Origin of the sequence: Hydrogenovibrio marinus (assembly GCF_013340845.1) — a bacterium.
Lineage (GTDB): Bacteria > Pseudomonadota > Gammaproteobacteria > Thiomicrospirales > Thiomicrospiraceae > Hydrogenovibrio > Hydrogenovibrio marinus.
On the sequence record NZ_AP020335.1, the window covers coordinates 2,357,239 to 2,379,072 of the forward strand.

General features: G+C 46.9%; 20 protein-coding genes. 11 read left to right on the forward strand and 9 right to left on the reverse strand.

Features of this window, described 5'->3' with window-relative positions; genetic code table 11:
* Positions 1-107 precede the first annotated feature (107 nt).
* The 4 genes from HVMH_RS11145 to HVMH_RS11160 all read left to right on the forward strand — a co-directional run bounded on the left by HVMH_RS11145 (position 108) and on the right by HVMH_RS11160 (position 2,969).
* The gene (locus HVMH_RS11145) at positions 108-1,049 is read left to right on the forward strand and encodes a PilZ domain-containing protein (protein ID WP_029911931.1); all 942 of its coding nucleotides are present in this window, start codon (positions 108-110) and stop codon (positions 1,047-1,049) included.
* Positions 1,050-1,058: 9 nt separating this feature from the next.
* Entirely contained in the window at positions 1,059-1,469 is a 411-nt protein-coding gene (locus HVMH_RS11150) for a hypothetical protein (protein ID WP_051623086.1), read from the forward strand.
* Positions 1,470-1,650: 181 nt separating this feature from the next.
* Positions 1,651-2,544 carry a PilZ domain-containing protein gene (locus HVMH_RS11155; RefSeq protein WP_162178150.1) on the forward strand — a complete coding sequence of 298 codons (894 nt, stop codon included), beginning with the start codon at positions 1,651-1,653 and terminating at the stop codon, positions 2,542-2,544.
* Between the two features lie 8 nt (positions 2,545-2,552).
* Complete coding sequence (locus tag HVMH_RS11160) at positions 2,553-2,969, forward strand: hypothetical protein (RefSeq protein ID WP_029911921.1); 417 nt, start codon at positions 2,553-2,555, stop codon at positions 2,967-2,969.
* Here the strand turns inward: HVMH_RS11160 and HVMH_RS11165 are convergent.
* The 5 genes from HVMH_RS11165 to sdhC are packed head-to-tail and all read right to left on the reverse strand — an operon-like array spanning position 2,966 to position 6,532.
* Positions 2,966-3,253: an FAD assembly factor SdhE gene (locus HVMH_RS11165; RefSeq protein ID WP_051623085.1), complete on the reverse strand. Its 288-nt coding sequence runs from the start codon at positions 3,251-3,253 to the stop codon at positions 2,966-2,968. The genes HVMH_RS11160 and HVMH_RS11165 overlap by 4 nt on opposite strands.
* Before the next feature lie 11 nt (positions 3,254-3,264).
* Positions 3,265-3,969: a succinate dehydrogenase iron-sulfur subunit gene (locus HVMH_RS11170; protein WP_029911915.1), complete on the reverse strand. Its 705-nt coding sequence runs from the start codon at positions 3,967-3,969 to the stop codon at positions 3,265-3,267.
* Positions 3,970-3,986: 17 nt separating this feature from the next.
* Positions 3,987-5,774 (reverse strand): succinate dehydrogenase flavoprotein subunit, encoded by a 1,788-nt coding sequence (gene sdhA / locus HVMH_RS11175; RefSeq protein ID WP_029911912.1) that lies wholly within the window; start codon positions 5,772-5,774, stop codon positions 3,987-3,989.
* Between the two features lie 21 nt (positions 5,775-5,795).
* Positions 5,796-6,131 carry a succinate dehydrogenase, hydrophobic membrane anchor protein gene (gene sdhD / locus HVMH_RS11180; RefSeq protein WP_081849417.1) on the reverse strand — a complete coding sequence of 112 codons (336 nt, stop codon included), beginning with the start codon at positions 6,129-6,131 and terminating at the stop codon, positions 5,796-5,798.
* Positions 6,128-6,532 (reverse strand): succinate dehydrogenase, cytochrome b556 subunit, encoded by a 405-nt coding sequence (sdhC, locus tag HVMH_RS11185; protein ID WP_051623084.1) that lies wholly within the window; start codon positions 6,530-6,532, stop codon positions 6,128-6,130. The genes sdhD and sdhC overlap by 4 nt, the downstream gene beginning before the upstream one ends.
* 243 nt (positions 6,533-6,775) lie before the next feature.
* On the opposite strand from sdhC, the gene HVMH_RS11190 reads away from it, so the two are divergent.
* Positions 6,776-8,428, forward strand: coding sequence for an acetolactate synthase large subunit (locus tag HVMH_RS11190; RefSeq protein WP_029911903.1), 1,653 nt, complete (start codon positions 6,776-6,778; stop codon positions 8,426-8,428).
* Between the two features lie 133 nt (positions 8,429-8,561).
* Positions 8,562-9,266 carry a 2OG-Fe(II) oxygenase gene (locus HVMH_RS11195; RefSeq protein ID WP_081822750.1) on the forward strand — a complete coding sequence of 235 codons (705 nt, stop codon included), beginning with the start codon at positions 8,562-8,564 and terminating at the stop codon, positions 9,264-9,266.
* Positions 9,267-9,426: 160 nt separating this feature from the next.
* Here the strand turns inward: HVMH_RS11195 and HVMH_RS11200 are convergent, their stop codons facing one another.
* The 3 genes from HVMH_RS11200 to HVMH_RS11210 are packed head-to-tail and all read right to left on the reverse strand — an operon-like array spanning position 9,427 to position 12,903.
* Positions 9,427-9,936 (reverse strand): hypothetical protein, encoded by a 510-nt coding sequence (locus tag HVMH_RS11200; protein WP_029911897.1) that lies wholly within the window; start codon positions 9,934-9,936, stop codon positions 9,427-9,429.
* A 13-nt stretch (positions 9,937-9,949) separates the two neighbouring features.
* Entirely contained in the window at positions 9,950-11,503 is a 1,554-nt protein-coding gene (locus tag HVMH_RS11205; RefSeq protein WP_029911894.1) for a phospholipase D family protein, read from the reverse strand.
* 14 nt (positions 11,504-11,517) lie between these two features.
* Entirely contained in the window at positions 11,518-12,903 is a 1,386-nt protein-coding gene (locus HVMH_RS11210) for a redoxin domain-containing protein (RefSeq protein WP_051623083.1), read from the reverse strand.
* Positions 12,904-13,113: 210 nt separating this feature from the next.
* Between HVMH_RS11210 and HVMH_RS11215 the strand changes: the two genes are divergently transcribed.
* Genes HVMH_RS11215 through rsgA form a run of 5 tightly spaced genes read left to right on the forward strand, consistent with a single transcriptional unit; the run spans position 13,114 to position 20,766 of the window.
* On the forward strand, positions 13,114-14,019 hold the full coding sequence (locus HVMH_RS11215) for a sulfurtransferase (protein ID WP_051623246.1): 906 nt from the start codon (positions 13,114-13,116) through the stop codon (positions 14,017-14,019).
* Positions 14,020-14,059: 40 nt separating this feature from the next.
* A complete protein-coding gene (locus HVMH_RS11220) occupies positions 14,060-16,063 on the forward strand; it encodes an EAL domain-containing protein (RefSeq protein ID WP_029911886.1) in 2,004 nt (667 codons plus the stop codon).
* 25 nt (positions 16,064-16,088) lie between these two features.
* Entirely contained in the window at positions 16,089-17,462 is a 1,374-nt protein-coding gene (locus tag HVMH_RS11225; RefSeq protein ID WP_035629017.1) for a CAP domain-containing protein, read from the forward strand.
* 8 nt (positions 17,463-17,470) lie between these two features.
* Positions 17,471-19,702 (forward strand): GNAT family N-acetyltransferase, encoded by a 2,232-nt coding sequence (locus HVMH_RS11230; RefSeq protein ID WP_029911880.1) that lies wholly within the window; start codon positions 17,471-17,473, stop codon positions 19,700-19,702.
* A complete protein-coding gene (gene rsgA, locus HVMH_RS11235; protein WP_029911877.1) occupies positions 19,699-20,766 on the forward strand; it encodes a ribosome small subunit-dependent GTPase A in 1,068 nt (355 codons plus the stop codon). The genes HVMH_RS11230 and rsgA overlap by 4 nt, the downstream gene beginning before the upstream one ends.
* A 70-nt stretch (positions 20,767-20,836) precedes the next feature.
* On the opposite strand, the gene purU is transcribed toward rsgA, so the two are convergent.
* Positions 20,837-21,694 (reverse strand): formyltetrahydrofolate deformylase, encoded by an 858-nt coding sequence (purU, locus tag HVMH_RS11240; protein ID WP_029911862.1) that lies wholly within the window; start codon positions 21,692-21,694, stop codon positions 20,837-20,839.
* Between the last annotated feature and the right edge of the window lie 140 nt (positions 21,695-21,834).

Below are 21,834 nucleotides of genomic sequence, written 5' to 3' on the forward strand. Positions count from 1 at the left end.
ATACTGAATAAAACTGCGTAAAAATTATGATAAAACTCCTTTATGGGGTTAGACAATTTTACGAACTGTTTGTACAATTTAGTAAATGATAATAAAAGCGAGTCAACATGGGTTTTTGGTTTGAGAATGGCGATGCCAGGCGTTTCCAACGCATAGAAATGCCGGTACAGATTTATATCTCACCTGCAAAGCCCATAAGAGACAAAGAAATTTTCGGTCTCGGCATTGATTACTTTCCCCCCTCCGTTGAAAAGAAAATTCAAAAAACCAAACTCGACCTATGGCACTGGATAAAACATATTCAGGAGCAACGAGACATTCTGGAACCTGTTTTCATTGAGGTAGTCGATTTAATTGATACCTTCGGCGAAGTCATAAAGGGCGCTTGCATCGGCAAAAACCCGGCAGCAAATCCAAAAACACTGCTCACATTGCGACACTTGCAAAACGGCTTTTTGGGCATCAACACTTTAAGGGAACCGGCTCCGAAGACTTTCCAGTATTTCGACTCGATGAATCAGAAGTTTCTTGTGTATGCAGAAAATCTGGTGCAAAGCCTGCAAAAATCAACACCGACACAGTTTGCCTTGAATACCAACTTTCAAACTGAATTCGATATTGATAAAACCATCGCCAACTTTGAAAAGCCCAAGTTCAAGCAAGTGCCGTTAGCGCAATCCTTGTACTACTTGGCGCGATACATCAATTTGCACCTAGAAGGTTATACAAATTTTTTGAAGGACTTTCAACCTGTCAAACTACCGAAACAATGGGAAAAGGAACACGCTAGTGTCAGTGCCTGTGGCATCGCCATCCATGTACCAAAACGCTTTGCGCTGAACTCGAAAGTGGAAACCAACTTCTATTTTTCGGAGACCGACGAGGTGCTCAAATTGAAAGCCACCATCGTTCGTTGCAACTCGCTCCCAAAAGAGCAGACCGAGTGTAATGCCTTGGATTTCGATTTCCCGACCAGCTCCGACCAATCTTTAATCCAGCGACAACTGGAGCAATTTCAGATTACCCGTTGTCTGGCTTTTGGCTTATAGGAAAATAAAATGATGTCGAGCCGCGCTAAGCAAAGACCTGTCGAAGCTTTCTATATGAACGCCCTGCCATTTTCCGCCCGAAAAGTAGGTCTGTTGTTTTTTCGAGAATATCGCTTGGATCAACTAGTCAATATGCGCATAGCGCAGATAGACAAAGACTTGGAAACTCGCTTTAAACTTGCTCCTGAGATTTGGGAGCTGACACTTAATTACGTTATCCTCACCAAGCTCAGTAGCTTCACCATTCACTCACAACTGACCGCTGCACACCTTGTCGGACTGCAGAAAGTCGCTGCCTTGTCGTTAGATGAACCCAAAGCCAATACCTCACAGCTGATTAAAAAAGTTCAAGAGCATGCGCCGATTTTGGCTGATTGGCTCAAACAGTTGAAAACGGCTATCGCCAAAAAGAAAAGTTAACGCCCTTCCAAAAGACTTTTTGAATAAATTCTTCAAACCACACAATAAGCATTCAAAGCCCATAGATAGTCGGGCAAGCCGACAAACACTTTTGTACAATCTTAGGAAGTAATACATTAAGTGAGGTGACATGGGCTATTGGTTTGAAAAAGGGGAATCTAGACGTTTTCCTAGAATTAACATGTCTATTCAGGTCCACATTACGCCAGACACTCCTATTCGTAGTCTAGATATCTATGCTTTGGGAATTAATTACTTTCCACCATCTGTTGAAAAAAAGATTCAACAAACCAAGCTTGATGTTTGGCATTGGGTCAAACGCATTCAAGAACAAAAAGACATTCTCGACCCTGTCTTCATTGAAGCGGTCGACTTGATTGATACTTTTGGCGAAGTCATCAAAGCTGCTCAACAGGGAAAAAATCCCGAACTCAGTGACCCAAAAGACCCTGTCATCCTGCAGAAACTGTTTACCGGATTTCAAAAGATTTTCGCGCTACAAGAACCCGCACCGAAAACTTTTTATTACTTTGACCAAATGAATCAGAAATTCCTATCCTATGCGCAAAATTTGGTTTTCAGTCTAAAAAAATCATCGCCGGGCAAGTTTGTCTCAACCATGGATTTCCAAACTGATTTCGAGCTGGACAACACCATCGCCAGTTTCAGCAAACCGAAATTCAAACAAGTACCGTTAGCTCAAGCGCTGTTTTATCTGGCAAGATATTTAGACTTGCACATCAATGCCTACATTGAATACCTGAATGATTTACAACCGCTAAAAACCGCCAGAAAAGCGCCCACAAAAGATGTCGACATCAGCGCCAGTGGACTCGCAATCAAATCCAGTAAACGGTTTCCTTTGGGGTGCAAGGTAAACGTGCTGCTGTATTTTGCCGATACCAATGAAACATTAAAATTATCAGCAACGATTGTCCGTTCCGCCACTATGCATGGTGAAGAAACAGAATGTAATGCTGTTGATTATTATTTTCCGAATGGAAAAGACCAAAATATCATTCAACGTCAAATCGAACTGCAACAACTCTATCGTTGCCCTGACATCACTCTCTAGGTAACGATATGTTTGCAAGAATCTTCAACCTCAGAACCATCGAACTGACTTTCATGAACGAAATGCCTATACCGGCAAGAGAAGCAGGCAGGGCACTTTTTCGTGATTATCTGCTTGATGAACTGGTGACCATGCGGCTCGAAGGACTTGACCCTGCACTTGAAGAGCGATTCAATCTCTCCCCGGATATCTGGCGACGCACATTGAATTATGTCATCTTAACCAAACTCAGCACCTTTAGCATCAACCCCTTTCTTGAGTATAAACACTTGGTGCGTTTGCGCCAAATCGCAATACTGACATTCGGTGAGGAAAACACCAGTATGGCGACATTAATTCAAAAGGCTCAGGACAGAGGGGCAACGATTTTGGAAGACTGGCTAAAGCAGCTGAATGCCGCATTGAAAAAACACAAGCCGGATTAAAACGAGCCTTCAACCTGCAAATAATGGCGTCGGATATTACGGATTAACTCTCTAAACTCATCCGGCGCTTGCATCTCATCCATCATCCATTCAAACAGCGCTTGATCTTCCTGCTCCAATAGCCGGGCAAACAGGATACGTTCATCTTCATTCTTCAGTTGTGAGACATAGGGCTTAAGTAGCACTTCGGTTTCAGCATTGCCGCGTCGACAGGCGTTCGCCAGTGCTTTTCGCTGCAATTCCTCGGTCAAAATCTGCCAGGTTGGGGTCAGCAATTGGTACATGGCAATTCCATTCAGTCCAACTGTTTCGCCAACATCATGGATTTTAATTCATTGATGGCGCGGCTTGGATTCAAGCCTTTCGGACAACTTGCGGTGCAGTTCTGGATATTGCGACAACGAAAAGTTTTATAAGGATCGTCCAACGCTTCCAAACGATCTCGTGTTGTAATATCACGTGAATCCACTACAAATCTGTGTGCCGCCAGTAGAGCCGCAGGGCCGTGAAACTTGTCGGGATTCCACCAAAAAGACGGGCAACTGGTCGAACAGCAACCACAAAGGATACACTCGTAACTGCCGTCCAGTTTTTCGCGTTCCTCAGGTGTTTGCAGGATTTCATGATCCAGGTCTTTCGGTGCTGGTTGCAGGTAAGGTTTGACGTCACGATAATGCTGATAGAACAGCTCCATATCGATAACCAAATCCTTAATGACCGGCAAACCGGGCAAAGGCTTAATCACCACAGGCGAGGTCAATTCGGAAACACGGGTAATACAACTCAGGCGGTTTTGTCCGTTGACATTCATGCCGTCCGAACCGCAAACTCCTTCTTTGCAAGAGCTGCGAAAGGTCAGTGTCGGGTCTTGCTCGCGCAATTTTTCCAATGCGCCGAGTAGCATCATATCTCCGCCGATATCACAGTCTTCCAACACGAAACGCTGTACATGAGGTTTCTCGTCCACTTCAGGATTAAAACGGTCGATTAAAAATTCCATTCTTCTCTCCTTGTGAACTAGTAGACTCGCGCCTTTGGCGGGAAGGTTTCAACGGTTAACGGCTTGGTGGTAACTGGCTTATATCGCAACTGGTGGTTTTCCAAAAAGTACAGACTATGCTTCATCCAGTTTTCATCATCTCGTTCGGTAAAATCCACTCGAGAGTGTGCACCGCGACTTTCGGTTCTCGCCAATGCGGAATAAACCGTGGCGGTCGCCAACCCCATCAAGTTCTCCAGCTCAAACGCTTCAAGGCGCTCCAGATTGAACGCATTGCTGTGGTCATGTAAACGCACCAAGTCCAATCTATCCTGCAACACCTCAAGCTCTTTCAGCAGAGATTGCATACTTTCCTCATTGCGGAACACCCCACAACCGACCTGCATGGCTACCTGCAAGTCATGGCGAATTTCGGCAATAGTTTCCGTTTTATGATTTTTTTCCTGCGGTTGAGCCCAACGGTTCAAGCGCTCCGCCGCTTTCGACAGATTCAAAGTTTTATCAAAGTGATCGACGGGTTTGGTTTCCAAGTTATGCACGATGTCTTTGGCTGCGGCACGCCCGAATACCACAATATCCAACAGGGAATTACCGCCCAATCGGTTAGCACCATGCACCGAAACGCAGGCGCATTCACCAACGGCATACAAACCTTTTACCGACTGTGGTTTGCCCACTTCATCCAAAGTAACAACCTGACCTTTCAAATTGGTGGGAATACCGCCCATCATATAGTGCGCAGTTGGATACACCGGAATCGCGGCATCGCACATATCCAACCCCAAAAACGTCAAACCAATGTCACGAATCCCCGGTAGGCGTTTTTTGATCACCTCGGCGTCGATATGCGTCAAATCCAATAACACATGATCTTTCTTTGGTCCGCATCCGCGACCTTCTTTCACTTCTATAGCAATCGCGCGTGCCACCACATCACGAGACGCCAAGTCCTTCACATGCGGCGCATACTTGACCATAAAGGCTTCGCCATCGGCATTTCGCAGTACGCCACCTTCCCCACGTGCCGCTTCAGAAAGCAGCATCCCTTTATTGGCAACACCTGTCGGGTGAAACTGCCAAAACTCCATATCTTGCAACGGCAATCCGGCACGCAACACCATGCCCAGACCATCCCCAGTGTTGATCTTGGCATTGGTATTGGTTTTGAATAACTGGCAAGCGCCCCCAGTGGCGATCATCACCACATGAGAACGCAACAACTGGACTTGTCCGGTCTGGATGTTCAACACCACCAAACCGCCAACATTGCCTTCGTCGTCCAATACCAAATCTATCGCAAAATATTCATCAAAAAAGGACGTCCCGGCATGGATATTTTGTTGATACAGCGTTTGCAGGATAGCGTGCCCGGTTCTGTCGGCAGCGGCGCAGGTGCGTGTTGCTTGCGACTCACCGAAATGTCGGCTTTGCCCACCGAAAGGACGTTGATAAATTTTACCTTCATCGGTTCGCGAAAAAGGCACACCAAAATGTTCCAGCTCCCGAACAATCTCTATCGCCTCTCGGCACATGAACTCAATCGCATCCTGATCGCCGAGATAGTCCGACCCTTTGATGGTGTCGTACATGTGCCAGTGCCAATTGTCTTCGGTGATATTGCCCAACGCGGCGTTGATCCCCCCTTGCGCGGCGACCGTGTGCGAACGGGTCGGGAACACCTTGGAAACCACGGCAACCTGCTGATCGGATTTAGACAATTCCAATGCACTACGCAAGCCCGCGCCACCGGCACCGACAATCACCACATCAAAATGAAAAGTATCTATGGCGTCCAAGTTTGTCATGTGTTTTTCCCAACGAATAAATTAACGACCAATCAGCGTCATGGCGAGGTAAATCAAATCCAGCATCACTGCCAACCAAAAAATGCCGAAACCAACCAGTTTCATCATCACCAGTTTGCGCGGCAAATAGTCGATGACGACATCCCTGACACCAATCCAGATATGCACCATCACCATCGCCAACCCCAAAAAAGTCGGTAGTGTGAAATAGGGATTGGTCAATGCAGACTGTAAAACTTGATAAGTTTCGAAATGAAATTGTGAAAGGTAAGCGATGGCAAATGGGAAGTAGAAAAACAGATAAACCGCGCTGACGCGTTGCCAAAGGTGTGCTTTAGCGCCGGAAAGCATCATCATAAACTGCCTCCCCAAAACAACCAGGCAAAAATGACTTCACCTACCACAAATACCGTCAGGAGAATCTTGCTCCCCAGTGTGGCGTTTGCCAGACAACTTGAAAGACCGAGAAAATCATGTTCCGCCAGCAAATGCTTTGCGCCCGCCAACCAATGGAACCAAAGCCCGCTCAACCATGCGAACAATAAAATCTGACCTGACAGAGAACGGCTCAATGCCAAGTTATCGGAAAAATTTTCGGGAAAGAGAATAAGCTCGTTCAACCACCAGAGCCCAACCACCAAGCCAGCGACCATCAACACACCGGAAATGCGGTGCAAAATCGAGATATAAGCATTCAAAGGAAAACGAAACGCCGCCAGATTCAAATTCACTGGACGATTTCCCGGATGATGATACATGACGTTCCTCCTTGAAAATCCATCTCATTAAGGTTGATGATTTAGAATGCATCTGCCTGTTCTACCTACTGTGCAGAAAACGATTTGATATTTATCATACGCTTCTTGGATTTAAAAATGTAATCAAATTCGCCTATAAAAGAATTAGTAAAATCACCCGACCTTCTTGACGTAAAAGCTTGAAAATTTCTCCCGCTGTTTTAAGATGAAAGCTCGCACAACACCAAAGGAAGGGTGGCACTAATGAAAGCATCTGATTTATTTGTCAAAGCACTCGAGGCCGAAGGCGTGGAATATATTTTCGGTATTCCCGGTGAAGAAAATCTTGATGTCCTCAACTCTTTGAAACACAGCCCCATCCAACTCATCATCACCCGTCATGAACAGGCCGCCGGCTTTATGGCAGCCACTTATGGTCGTTTGACTGGTAAAGCAGGCGTTTGCATGTCAACACTTGGACCGGGCGCAACCAATCTTGTCACCGCCGCCGCTTATGCCAACCTCGGTGCCATGCCAATGGTGATGATTACCGGGCAGAAACCTATCAAGAGCAGTAAACAAGGACGCTTTCAGATTATCGATGTGGTGAACCTGATGGAGCCCATCACCAAATACTCCTGTCAAATCACCAGCGGACAGGTCATTCCTGCACGTATTCGTGAAGCGTTCGACGTGGCACAAACCGAAAGACCCGGAGCAACGCACCTTGAGCTACCGGAAGATATCGCCATTGAAGAAACCGGTGCACAGATCATTGAACACAGTACACATCGTCGTCCACTAGCCGAGAACAAAGCCGTGGAAAAAGCGGTGGAGATGATTCAAAAAGCGAAATCACCTTTGATTCTGGTCGGCGCAGGCGCCAATCGTAAAACATCAGGAAAAATGCTACGCCAGTTCATAGATAAAACTGGCATCCCCTTTTTCACCACCCAAATGGGCAAAGGCGTCATTGATGAGCGCCATCACCTTTATTTAGGATGCGCTGCCTTGTCCGACAACGACTTTGTCCATGCTGCCATCCGTAGCACGGATTTGATTATCAATGTCGGTCATGACGTTGTTGAAAAACCGCCCTTTTTCATGAAACCGGACGGCTTCAAAGTAATACACATCAACTACACCAACGCCTCCGTCGATCCGGTTTATTTCCCGCAAGCCGAAGTGACCGGCGACATTGCCAATGCGATTTACCAAATCAAAGAAAAAATAGAGCGCCAAATCCATTGGGACTTCAAAAACTTCTTTGAAGAAAAAATTCTCATCGACGAAAACTTACAAGAAGGCGCGACAGACGACCGTTTTCCTATCTATCCGCAGCGACTGGTGCACGATGTACGTAGCGTCTTGCCGGATAACGGCATCATTGCGCTCGACAACGGTATCTACAAAATTTGGTTTGCCCGCAACTACCTTGCTTATCGTCACAACACCGTCTTGCTCGACAACGCTTTGGCGACCATGGGTGCCGGACTGCCTTCCGCAATTGCCGCCAAACTTGTCAACCCGGACGAACGCGTCATCGCCATTTGCGGTGATGGCGGTTTCATGATGAACTCCGCAGAGCTGGAAACCGCCGTGCGTCTTAAACTCGACTTGGTGGTGCTGATTCTCAATGACAATGCCTTTGGCATGATTAAATGGAAGCAAGCCAACTTGGGATTTGAGGATTTCGGGCTGGACTTGAACAATCCTGATTTTGTGCTTTACGCTCAAAGCTACGGCGCTATTGGGCATCGCATCCATAAAGCAGAAGAACTGATTCCAAAGTTAGAAAACTGCTTTGAAGATGGCGGCATACATGTCATCGAAGTGCCTATGGACTACAGCGAAAACGACCGAATTCTCAATCACGAAATCAAAGAACGCAGCCAGGCCATTTTCGCTGACAAGTAAACCCAACCTGGTAGATTTTGATTGCTTTCCTTTCTGAAGCGCAAGATAATTCGCTTCAGGGGAAACACCATTATTTTCCCTCTGACTTCCCCATCAACCTAAGCGTGCAACGCGTTTTTTAGAAGGTTACAACATGCATTCCTCCGCTCTAGAACCCGATGCCTTAGTGCCTTTTGACCCTGCCAGCCCGGAAAGCGAAGCATCGATCAATGACTTGCTGGACAACCTAGTCGAAAAAGGTTGGTATGTCTGGCCGAACGCCATCGAACCGGAACTCTGCCAAGCCCTGTTGGAAGAAGCCAGCGAACATCACCAAGAAGGTGAGTTGAAACGTGCAGGGATAGGACGTGGCGATGAGCATCAGCTCAATCGTGATATTCGACGTGATAAAATCAAATGGTTGGATGGTTCCACTCCAACGCAGCAGGCTTATTTGGCAAAAATGGCGGACTTACAGTTCCGCCTCAATCGCGAATTATTTTTAGGGTTGTTTGAATACGAATGTCACTTCGCACTTTATCAACCGGGCGACTTCTACAAAAAACACTACGACAGCTTCCGTGGGCAAGCGACTCGTATCGTCACCACCGTGTTGTATCTAAACCCAGAATGGCAGCCGGGTAAAGGTGGCGAGTTAGTGATTTATAAAGATGAAGAAGATACCCAGCCGACGCTGGTTTCCCCTTACTTCGGAACGCTGGCCGTCTTTATGAGTGAAGAGATATTACATGAAGTTTTGCCGACGCTGCAATCTCGCTACAGCATCACCGGGTGGTTCCGTTTGAACAATATGCAAGGCAATCAGGTTGACCCGCCAACCCAACTTTTGACTTATTAAACATCTTGGTTGGTAGAACCCAACCTGGCAGATTCTGACCGTTTACTCAGCGGTTTTTGGTGAAGTACATAATCAGGGCAATCACAAACAAAAACACGATGCCGAGTATTAAAGAAAAGTCCCAATGCATGCCCATACTTCACCTCCAACCTGGTAGATTTTACTGAAGATCGTAACGTTTTTTATTGCCAAGCTCTTTCAGCGCTTGGTTGATGCGCTGTTTCAGGTAGTAAGGCACATAATCGTAAGCACCTGAGTTCGTCATGCGTTTGCTGATTTCATTACCGTCGGCATCCACGAAAACGATGCTTGGAATAGACGTTACATTGTACATTTCCTGAAAGAACTTCGGCTTCGCCGGCTCACCATAGAAGTCTTTGATAGTTTCGTCCGGTTCATCCACCGTGATTTGCACCATGTGCACATAACCGTCAAAAATACCGTTTTCAATCATGGGCAGAATCGCCATGTCTTTCAGTCTTTTGCTCGCGTTGATTTTTGTCATATTGAAATAGATGGCGATTGGCAGATGGTCTTTTTTCGACTGCGCCGACAAGACTGAGAAATCAGTCGCTTCTTTCAGTTGCCAGTCATCCGCCTGTGCGACATTCGCCACCGAAAACGCAACAAATACAAGAGATAATAAGAACAATTTGGGGAATGTTCGCATCGTCTTTTCTCCTCTACAAATAACCTTCTATCGGCAACCAACCCATCATCTTTGTCGTTATTTTACGCCAATGACTGGCTTCCGGCGGGCTGATTGCGGTTTTTTGTTGTCCATCTTCTTCATAGTGCCAAACCACTTCCCCATCTTCCAACGCCAGTTTGTAGAAAATATCTCCGGACAACACCGATTCCAATTGCGCCGTTTCCTGACTCGCCATGGCTTCGCTATCAATGATGGCAAGCATTTCTGTATTGAGCTTTCGTGAGCGTGGGTCGGCATTGGCAGAACCGGTGAGCAGATAGCGATCATCAATCACCGCCAATTTGGTGTGCAACGACAACTGATGGCGGTGCCAGTATTGAAACAATTGGTGTGATTGCAACCACTCAGAATCCGACCAATGAAGTTTGGCAAGTAGCGCCTGCGTCCAACTTTTCAGCCATCCTTTGGGACGCAGTTCATACAGTTCCACCCCCATTTCCAACAAAGACTGTTGATAATGCTGATAAGCGGAGTAAACCAAAGTCACGTCGGTGGATGCCAGTGAGTTGGTCAACACTCGAATCTTCACTCCCTGCTCTCGGTAACGGCGAAATCTATCCAACCCTTCCTGAGTGGGAATGAAGTAGGGTGAAACCAGCGTCAAAGACTTTTCCACGTCAATTTCATGGCTGAGTTGATAAGCCAAACTCAGCTTTTCCATATAGTATGAATTGATTTTTTCCGGTGGATCGACCAGCAAATCAGCATGCGCCAATTCCAATGGCAACTTATTTGAAAAGTTTTGTAAGGGACTTTGTTTTAACAACTCGGCAATCGGCATCGCATCAAAATGCGAGATGGCTTGCTGATGACGCCAGCGATTGCGCTGATGGTTTTTGATGGTATACAGCGCGGCGTCGAGCTGGTTCATCGCCTTGGATTCACCGCTTTGCCAATAGGTATCGAAAGCAAGCTGAACTTGAAACCCGATTGGACCGAATGCCATTACGTCATAATCGAGAAACATGCGCTCTTCATCGGATAGGAAATATTCGGTACCGATATTGCGCCCACCAAACAACGCAACTTCTCCATCAACCACCATCGCTTTGTTGTGCATGCGGTGACCTAGCTTCTCCATATTGAACAGCAGCACCAACCCGCGGAATAGGCCACGAAACAGATTGGGGTTGAACAGACGGATTTCGACTTTGGGATGGTTCGCCAGCAACGCAAACGATGCGCCGCGCCTTGCGCCTTGAAGGTCATCCAGCAACAACTGGATTTCGACACCTCGATCGGCGGCTTTCAGCAAGCGGTCAATCAACAACGCGCCAATCATGTCTTCTTTGAAGAGATAATATTGCAGACAAAGGCGCGTTTTTGCGCGGTCGATCATCAATAGACGTGCCGCTAACGCATCGACGGGGGAGGACAGAGCATAAAAGCCTGACACCCCGTCAGACAAACTGTCCGCCAAACCTGCAGTTTCAAAAGTATCGGCGAAACTCAAGGCATCCGTTACCGGCGGAACCGCATCCTCAGTGTTGAGAAAGTCGAACCCGTCATCAGACACCTTGGCCATGAACCACTCTTAATTTACTCTTTAAGCAGTTGTTCAATGGCATGCATCGCCGCTGGACTGGTCCATTCATACCCTCCGAACAAGGCATAACGAATTTGCCCTTTTTTGTCGATAAGATAAGAGCTTGGATAGGCGAAAACTTTCCACTCTTTCACCGCCGAACCTTTTGGGTCGAGCAAAATAGGGAAGTTGACCGGGTGGCTCTTCACAAAAGTATTGATCGCCGCCTTGTCTTCCGCCAGATTCGCCGCAAGAATTTCAAAATCCTGCCCTTTTAGACGTGTTTTCAACGCCGCCATTGAAGGCATCTCATGCACACAAGGCGGGCACCAGCTCGCCCAGAAATTCAACAACACCACTTTGCCGCGATAGTTTTTTAGATTGATGGTTTTACCATCCATGTCCTGCAACACTAATCGTCGATTCTGCTCACCTTTATAGACAGGAAGCGCATCATCTGTCGGCGGCGTTACCTCATGTTCAGCTTCTGCTTGAGCTTCCAGATGTTCAGCCGCCTGCTCTTTTGCCAACAAAGAAACGGTACCATTGGTTCCCGCCTGACGCGATTCCGCCAAATAGCTGGAAAGCAATCGCATGGCATTGGTTAAATCCGTCGCTAAGTGAGCTGCGGTCTGCTGCTCAATACTCATCGCATCCGGGCGAAAATAATAACGATCACGAACTTTCGGAATCACTTTGATGAATACATCCGATCCACCGTGTGACAAACGTTGACTTAACGACTCTAAATGCCAGTGCCAAGGCGACAACTCTGCTTGTAGTACCACCACCGGTAAATTGAGTTGCAGGACACTCGACCAGTACTCGGCACTTTTCCCTGCATCAGGTGTTTTCACATAAAGATTCGGATTTAGCAGAATCAACCCGAGATTCTGCACAGGCGACTGCTCGACTTTCACCAAAGCTTTAACCGCCAATGCCGCGCCTTGATTCGGCGCAATGACAAACAAAGGTAATTCAGGGTGATCGTATCGCAATTTTTCAACCAGATTCGCAACCACTGCCGGTGGGATTTTCGTCATACTACTGGGGGCGGCCGGTAAAAAGTAACTGTCGAACAAGTCCGGCATCAGCACGGAAACACCTTTTTTTTGCAGTTGCTTCGCCAGCTTCTTCTCTTGCGGCAACAAACCATATTCCGATGGTATCCACAGTACCTGTGCAACAGGGTTTTTCGCCTCATAGTGGTTGATGCTCAACGCGCTTTCACCAACAGCAGCAAACGCTGACTGACCAATCACCATCCATAATCCAATGGCTGTCATCATTTTCATTAACCATTTCATATGCTTTGCCCCTCCATGACGGTTGCCTCGTTGAAGAGATGCAATCCCTCCATCCCTTTCATCAACGACACATTGTTGTAACTGATTCCCCATGTCATTTCCAACCCTCCCTCTGACTGATTGCTCAGTACAACGGCTTATGTATCCGTTTTTACTTTATTTTATTGTATTTTCATCGAGTGATGATTAACCTCATCCACTCAGATTGAATCTTAAACCATATGCCGATATACTTGAAATATATTATATTTTGTCAGGAAATTATTGCGTTTTCTGCACAAACAACAAACCTTGGTTACGGCTATGTTCGCAAAAATTTTTAGCACTTGGTTTATTCTGGCCTTAGCGGGCTTTCTGTCTTTTTCCGCACATGCAGCTGACGACTCACTTCGTGTAGATGCTTCCACCTTGGTAACCGCCATTGAGCAACAACATCAGACTGCCGTGGTGCTGGATGCCCGCTCGGAAGCACTCTACCAACAAGACCATATTCCCGGTGCGCTGAACTTTCCGGTCAACTGGACTTATGCACACAAGAAAACCAACGGACAGGTCATCGAGCCCAATCAAGCGCAAACCTTGTTCCGCAAGCTTGGATTGGACATTCACACCCCTGTCATTATTTACGACGACGGCGCACTGGTCGATGCTGCGAGGTTATTTTGGACGCTGGAAGTCTATGGTCTGCAAAAGGTAAAAGTGCTCAGTACCGGCTATGACTATTGGACCAATAAAGGCTATCCGACCACAGATCGCGTACCGTTTGTCACGCCAAGCAAGTACATCGCCGAGGTAAAACACCAACGACTCGCCACCAAATTTTCAACACTGTTAGCCACCAAAAATCCCAATGACTTGATTATCGACGCCCGTCCTTTACCGGCGTATTTAGGCGAACAATCTTCTGCCAAACGATTCGGGCATATTCCTACGGCTATCAGCATTCCCGCCTCGCACAACTTGAAACTTGAAAACCACATGGCAAGTTTTCAGCCGGTAAATGCGTTGGAAAAAGTCTATTCGGACATTCCTAAAAACAAGAAAGTCATTATCTACTGTGCCATCGGGCGTATTTCGGCAACCAACTACTTTGCTCTCAGAGAGCTGGGGTATGATGTCGCCAACTACGATGCCTCTTGGAAACAGTGGGGCAACGATTTGGCACTGCCAATTGCAAACCCTTCTTTCTCTAAAGATAACGAAAATTAGACCTGAAACCATGACGCAAGAACGGAGCAACTAAACCGATATGTGGCGCAAACTCAGCATCAAATTCCAGTTGATGGTTCTCATCTCGGTCGTTACCTTTACCGTTGCTATCAGTTCGTTGGGCGTTGCCTTCTGGTTGGATAAAAAACAACGCCAGAATCTCGCTATTGAACTCTCAGACCAAATCAACACCGCTCTAAAACATGACTTATTGGAAGGCATGCTTTCCAACAACGCCGACACCTATTCCGACTTGAATTTCACGCTCTCAGGGTTCCAGCAAATAGACAGAGTGGTACTGTTTGATAACGACAACAAAGCCATTTACACCTATCGCCACGGCACACATCATTACCATGATTTGATTGCAAAAAGTACCGAGACCCCACAGTTTTCCGGCGTTGATCTCTATGTCAGACATCCTCTGGAAGAAGGCGGACATCGTTTTGGTTCAGTAGCTTACGTTATCGACATGGAAGACTTCTCAACCCAAATCGAAAAACACCTGATTTTCTTGATACTGGCTTTGCCGCTTGAACTCATTTTTGCCTTGGCACTGGCTTGGTGGATCAGCCGAAGCTACAACAAACCTTTCAGTTTGCTTGCGGATTCCATGCAAAAAAACGATGTCGTGCGCAATCGCTTCTACACCGTAGAGACCAGTTCACAAAACGAAATCGGCAAGTTGTTCGATGGCTACAATCAGATGATTCAGAAAATCGAATCCACCACCGAACAAATGCGCTACCAGTCCGAGCACGATTCGTTAACAGGGTTGTTCAACCGCTACTATCTCGAACAAAAAATCCAAGCTTGCCTACAGGACGACAGCGTTGGCTACCACACCATTATTTCCATTGATATTGATCAGTTCCGTTTGATTAACGACTCTGCAGGACATCAGGCTGGCGATGAATTGTTGAAAATGGTGTCGCAGCACTGTCTACAGCACCTGCCAAAAGATACCATGATCGGGCGGGTCGAAAGCGACATCTTCTATCTGCTACTGCCTCAATATTCCGAGCAGCAAGCCATGTTCCTTGCCAACGGGCTACTCGACATCCTGTCAGACTTCCGCTTCACTTGGCAGGGTGAAGCTCATTCGGTTTCGGCATCGCTCGGTATGGTGGTTTTCAAACCGAATGAATACACCTTGGAAGAGCTCATCAAAGCACTGGAATCAGCAACCCACACCGCGAAATCTTTGGGGCGCAATAAACTACATATCTTCCAGCTGGACGACAAAAAAGCCGCACTTTACAACCAAGAGTTGCAAACCGCCAATATGGTCAAAGAAGCGCTTGCCAATGATGGCTCTGGCAATGCGGCACGATTCGAGCTATACGCCCAAGCCATTGTTCCGCTACAGGAAGACGACGCTGCCAGCCAACAATTCGGCTATGAAATCCTGCTACGTTTACGTAATGGCGAAGGCAATATCATCCCGCCGGATAGGTTCCTACCCACAGCGGAACGCTACCAGTTGATGAGCGAAATCGACAGCTATGTACTCTGGCACTTTATCGAAACCGTGAGCGCGCATCCCCAACATTTGGAAAACCTGCATCTGGCGCACGTCAATTTAGCTGGTTCAAGTTTGAACCATCCCGACTTTCAGGCAAAACTCAAACAGGCGGTCACCACCTTCCACTTCCCTTGGCAAAAACTCGAACTGGAAATCACCGAGACTTCCGCCATCGGCAACTTCAATCAAGCGGCGCAGTTTATCCAGTATTGTAAGAACCTCGGCATTGGCTTGGCGCTGGATGATTTCGGTACTGGGATGTCTTCGTTTGAGTACCTGAAAAGCTTACCTTTTGACGTGGTAAAAATAGACGGCAGCTTCATCAAAGACATGCATACCGATCCGTCGGACAAAGCCGTTATCCGCTATATTCAGGAAATCAGCGCACTGCGTAACCAAAAAACCGTAGCGGAATATGTCGAAACTGAACAAGACCTGCAAGTCCTGACCGAAATCGGTATCACTTATGGTCAAGGCTATTATCTCGGCAAGCCAAAACCTTTGTCTGAATGGTTGTAATCAAGTTCGGTAAATTGAATTCCTAATGAGACTGCTTAAACTCCTCATCCTCATACTGGCACTGCTTTTTTTGATGTACCAGCTGTTCCTGCTATTGCTGACGCCGCCGGAATTTCTCAGCAAACCGGGTAAAGTTGAACAAGCACCCAAAGAAGTCGTTGCACCGCCACACAAAGCTCTACCTAGTGAACGCATTGCCGAAAATGCATTGCGTTATATCAATCAGATTCGCCACCAACTAGGTTTAAACCCATTGCAATCGAACGAAAAACTCGGAGAAGCAGCCCTTAATCACTCCCGCTATTGCGTCGTCAACAACATACAACAACATGTGCAGACCCCCAACCTGGCAGAATTTACGGGCAAAACACCCTCCGACAGAGCCTATGCAGTGGGTTATCCTGCCGGCGTGAATGAAGTCATCAGCTTCAACCGAGACAGTGCAAAGCCTTTTGTCGATGACTTGATGTCCGCCATCTATCACCGCCTCGGCTTACTGGATATGACAATAGATCAAATCGGTACTGGGGTTTACCGTGTTGATGGCAAAAAACCCGGTGCCAATTCGGTTTCATCTGCTTTCACCGCTGAAACCAGCAACCTGAAATTGGCGGAACTTTGCCAAAACCCTATCGACCCTCGTCCCGGCGAACTGGCCTATAAAGGTATTTGTCGCGGCAATGTGATGATTCCCAAACAGTCTTTCGACCGCGCTCGCTATACCATCGCCCATCAGAATCCGAAGTGGATTATCTGGCCGCAGGACGGTAGCACCGTTCCCCCAGTGTTTTATGAAGAAATGCCTGACCCGCTTCCGGAGTGTGATGCATCCGGCTACCCGGTGCACATTCAAATCAACCCGATTTATTGGGGACGCATCGAGTTTGTTAAAGGCAGCTTCAAACTCTACCGAGTGGAAGGACAACAAAAAACACCCGTTGAGATCGAGCGCACCATGACCAACCTCAACGACCCAAACCATGAAAGCCGCGGCAAGAAACCGGAATGGTATGCGTTGTTTCCAAAACTCCGACTGGATTGGAATGCCGAGTATCTTGCAGAAGTACAAACCCGCGAAGCCGGGCAAATCACCACACACCATTGGCGCTTTTACACGCCTAAACTCAGCCATCTGACACGCTTCCGCTCGTCGCAAGGCAATCACACGCCATTGCCAATCAAAGTAGGTGAAATTCATCATATCTACTTTGAACCACACGCCTGCAAAGCGCCGCGTGAAAGTCAGCTCAAGACCCGGACACCAAGATATACACAAATCAAAACTCGCTTTATCGATGGACAAACCTTGCAGATTCAGGTCATTAAAGCTCGAAAAGGCGATAAAATCGTTCTCGACTATGTTCCAACGCATACCCGAATCACTTTTCAGGTCAACTAACAAACGCCATGTCAGACACTCGCACCTCAACCCCTTTTACCGAAAACTGGCTTCGCTGGTGTAGTGACCTGCACAATCATCTAGCCCAGCAGCGACATCGCGCTTGTGTGGTATTGATTGGGGATGCCAAGTGGCGACACGCAACCATCAATCAAGCCTTAACGGCACTGGCACAACACCACCCGAATCTGTCCGGTTTGGAAGTGATACAACCTAATGAAGCCCCAGCTTTTGAGCACACCGAAGCCGTCACCACTAAAACCCTACCGCATAAGCTCGGACAAGAAACCGACTTTGTCATTTTCAGTGGCGAACAGGGTTTGGATGCCAATGCGCTCGGGCAAGCCGGTGGTATGATTCGCGCCGGCGGCATTTGCTGGCTGAGTTTACCTGCCGACTGGTGTGCGCTGCCCAACCCGGCGAATGCCAGATTTTTAAGTTATCCACTCACGCTGGAAGACAGCCTGAAAGGCTTTAATCGCTTTTTCTGGGATGGTCTTCAAACACATGCAGAGCAGCAAGAAGTGCTATGGGTTTCACAAGACTCAACACTGCCAACATTGCCAAGCGCTACACCATTGGCAAATGTTTCTCCTGACAAACCGGCCTTGCAACTCACTGAAGATCAGCAAACCACGTGGGAACAAATTCAATCCGTCGCCTTCGGTCATCGCCACCGCCCATTGGTACTCACTGCCGATAGAGGACGCGGCAAATCGACACTGTTGGGTGTTGCGGCGATACGACTGTTACAGCAGGGCAAACAAACCATTGCCATCACTGCCGCGCGATTAGATCAAACCCAAGCCCTATTTCAAGGTGCAGTTCAAACGCTGAATCAATTGATAGAAGAGTATTCAGACACCATCCGCATGATTGAAAATCAGCCAGGTTGGGTCTGCTTCGAGATGGAAGTACAACAGGGTAACAAGTTGACAACCGCACGTAAAAACCTGCAATTCATCGCACCGGATGAACTGGCGGCGAGGACTGAATCCTACTACGATTTATTGATGGTGGACGAAGCCGCACACCTACCCCTGCCGCTTCTCATGACCTTGGCAACGCAGCATAATCGCCTGATTTTCGCCACCACACAACAAGGCTATGAAGGCTCCGGCCGTGGTTTTACGCTGAGATTCTTATCCACACTCAAAGCGCACTATCCGCAAACCAAAACCGCCAAACTCCATCACCCGATTCGTTGGGCGGATGGCGACCCTCTGGAAAAAGTCTTCAATCAATGCCTGTTGTTCGCCACGCTTGATGACAACCCTAACGAAACCGAAACCTCGCAAATCAATACAGGCGATTTAAGTTATCGAGCCATCTCCGTTGAGGAATTGATAGTCGACCGAACCAAGTTATCACAACTTTTCCAACTGCTGACATTCGCCCACTACCAAACTGCGCCGAATGACTTGATGCAACTGCTCGAAACGCCCAATCAGCATCTTTATATTGCAGAACAGGAAGACAAGATTCTCGGCGTGCTGTTTGCCTTGGAAGAAGGCAATTTGCCTTTTGAAAACCAAGGTCGAAAACAAGGGCATTTGTTCCCGCAACTCATGCAACAGCAAACCGCTAATGATGCTTGGTTGGCTGATAAAACACTTCGAATCGTCCGCCTTGCCGTGCAACCCGACAACCAATCTCAAGGCATCGGCACCGCGCTACTCTCTCACTTTATCAACAGTGTAAAACAGCATTCTGCGGATATTAACGCCATCACTACCAGTTTTGGCGCCACCCCCAACCTGGTAGATTTTTGGCATCAAAATGGATTTACCGCATTGCATTTGGGGCAGAAGCGTGACAAAGCCAGTGGCACCCATTCGTTATTGATGGCGCTGCCCCTTTGCCATGAATTGAGCGAACGAGTCACTGCACAACATGCCGCTTTCATTCAACAGTTTGCATGGTTGCTGACAGACAGTTTCCAAACACTATCTGTGGACTTGGTCTTGAGTGTTTTAGCAAAAGCGTCGCTGCCAAAATCGGATTTCCCTGAAGGTTATTTAACCAACCAACCCTTTGAAGCGGTGTCTTACCCATTACGACAATGGACACTGTCCAATGTAGATGTTCTACAAAAAATGGAAGCGCCTCTTCGTGCGCTTTGGATAAAGCGCGTGCTACAAAATCCCGCTTGGGAAAGTTTGGTCAAAGCCAGCGGCATGACAAGCCGAAAACAACTAGAGCAACAGTTTAAACAGTATTTCAATGGGCACGTAGAATGACAAATACTCTTAAAAAGGTTGGCTTTGATGACTGGTTTCAAGAACAACTCGATACAACTCAAACCGAAATTCATGAAGTCGCTCGAGTCGTTGCCGTACACAAGAACAGATATGTTATTTCTAACGGTGAGATGGATGTTTTTGCAGAATTATCAGGACATCTTTTCTACACAGCCGACTCGTCTACTGACTTGCCCACAGTCGGAGATTGGGTATATGCAGACTTTTATGACGAAGATACTCATGCAATCATTCATGGCGTAATACCAAGAAAAACTCTGTTAAAAAGGAAGGTTGCCGGTAAGTTAGTTGATCTTCAATTAATTGCAGCAAACATAGATGTTGCCTTCATTATTCAATCCGCAGATTACAATTTTAATCTTAGAAGATTGGAACGCTATTTGGTGATGGTGAATGAAGGCGGCATCACTCCTGTTGTTCTCTTAAGTAAATGCGACTTGGTTTCTCAAAGTGAAGTGGATGAGCTCAAGAAAAGCATTACAGAGATTGCGCCTAACGTCAGGATAGTAGCTTTTAGTAGTTTAAATGGCGACAACATTGATGGTGTGAAAGAGGCTCTAATTCCTTGCCAAACATACTGTTTGCTCGGGTCGTCAGGGGTCGGAAAAACGACTTTGCTAAACAACCTCTTGGGTAGCGAGCAACTAAGAACTCAATCCGTTAGCAAAAAACAAAACAAAGGAAAACATACCACGACCAGCCGTGAATTAATTCTATTGGACAATGGCGCAATGCTAATTGATACCCCGGGCATGAGAGAGCTTGGTAATTTATCAATAGATGCAGGGATGGATGAAACTTTTTCAGATATATCTGCGTTGGCCGAACAGTGTAAATTTGGTAATTGCACTCATACCAATGAAAAAGGCTGTGCTATTTTGGCAGCGATAGAAAGTGGAGCACTCTCTAAACAACGCTATGAAAACTATCTCAAAATGAAAAAAGAATCGGCTTTCAATGAATTAACCTATTTTGAGAAAAGACAGAAAGACAAGAACTTCGGCAAACTGGTGAAAGCCACCATGAAAAACAAAAACAGATGATTGTTTCGCCATTCTTTAAAGCAAAAAAGCGCTCAATTGAGCGCTTTTTTTGTAACTTTCAGATCATGCTTTAAGGCGCAAACACCACTGTTTTGTTGCCGTGAATCAAGACACGATCTTCCAAGTGGTAACGCAAGCCGCGTGACAAAGTGATTTTCTCGACATCACGCCCCAGACGTTTCAGATCTTCAATATCCTGTGAGTGGTTCACACGAATGACTTCCTGCTCGATAATCGGCCCGGCATCCAACTCTTCCGTCACATAGTGACAGGTCGCCCCAATCAGTTTCACACCACGCTCGTAAGCTTGATGATACGGCTTGGCGCCAACGAAAGACGGCAAAAAGCTGTGGTGGATATTGATGACTTTACCGGCATAATCACGACACATATTCGGTGGCAAAATCTGCATATAACGCGCCAGTACGATGACATCCGCTTCGTATTTGGCAGCCAGTTCTTCAGACTTGGCAAAGGCTTCTGGTTTGGTTTCAGGCGTGACCGGCACATGATGGAAAGGCACTTGATACCACTCAACCATGGAGCGTAAGTCATCATGATTGGCGATAACGCAAGCCACTTCACCCGGTAGATCTTTTTCATGCCAACGATACAGCAAGTCCGCCAGACAGTGAGACTCTTTACTGGCAAACAACGCGATGCGCTTTGGCTTAGCCGAGTCGAACACTTGCCATTGCATATTGAACTCTTCGGCAATCGGCGTGAACTTTTCTTTGAAACCTTCCAAGTCGTTGTTCAACGAGCTGGCCAAAATCTCATGACGCATGAAGAACCATTGATCCATGGTTTCGGTATGGTGATTAGCTTCAACAATGGAGCCGCCTTGATCGGCAATAAACGACGCCACTTTTGCCACGATACCCACTTGATCCGGGCATGAAATCACTAATCGAAACACTCTGCTCATGAAAATTAACCTTTAATAAATTGATATGTAGTCCACAAAAGCTTTCTATCAAAGCTTTCCAAAAAAACTTTCCTCGACCTTTGCTTTCCTCACCCCGAAACTCTGGAAAAACAAATGCCTTAGCTTTCTGTATACAGGAA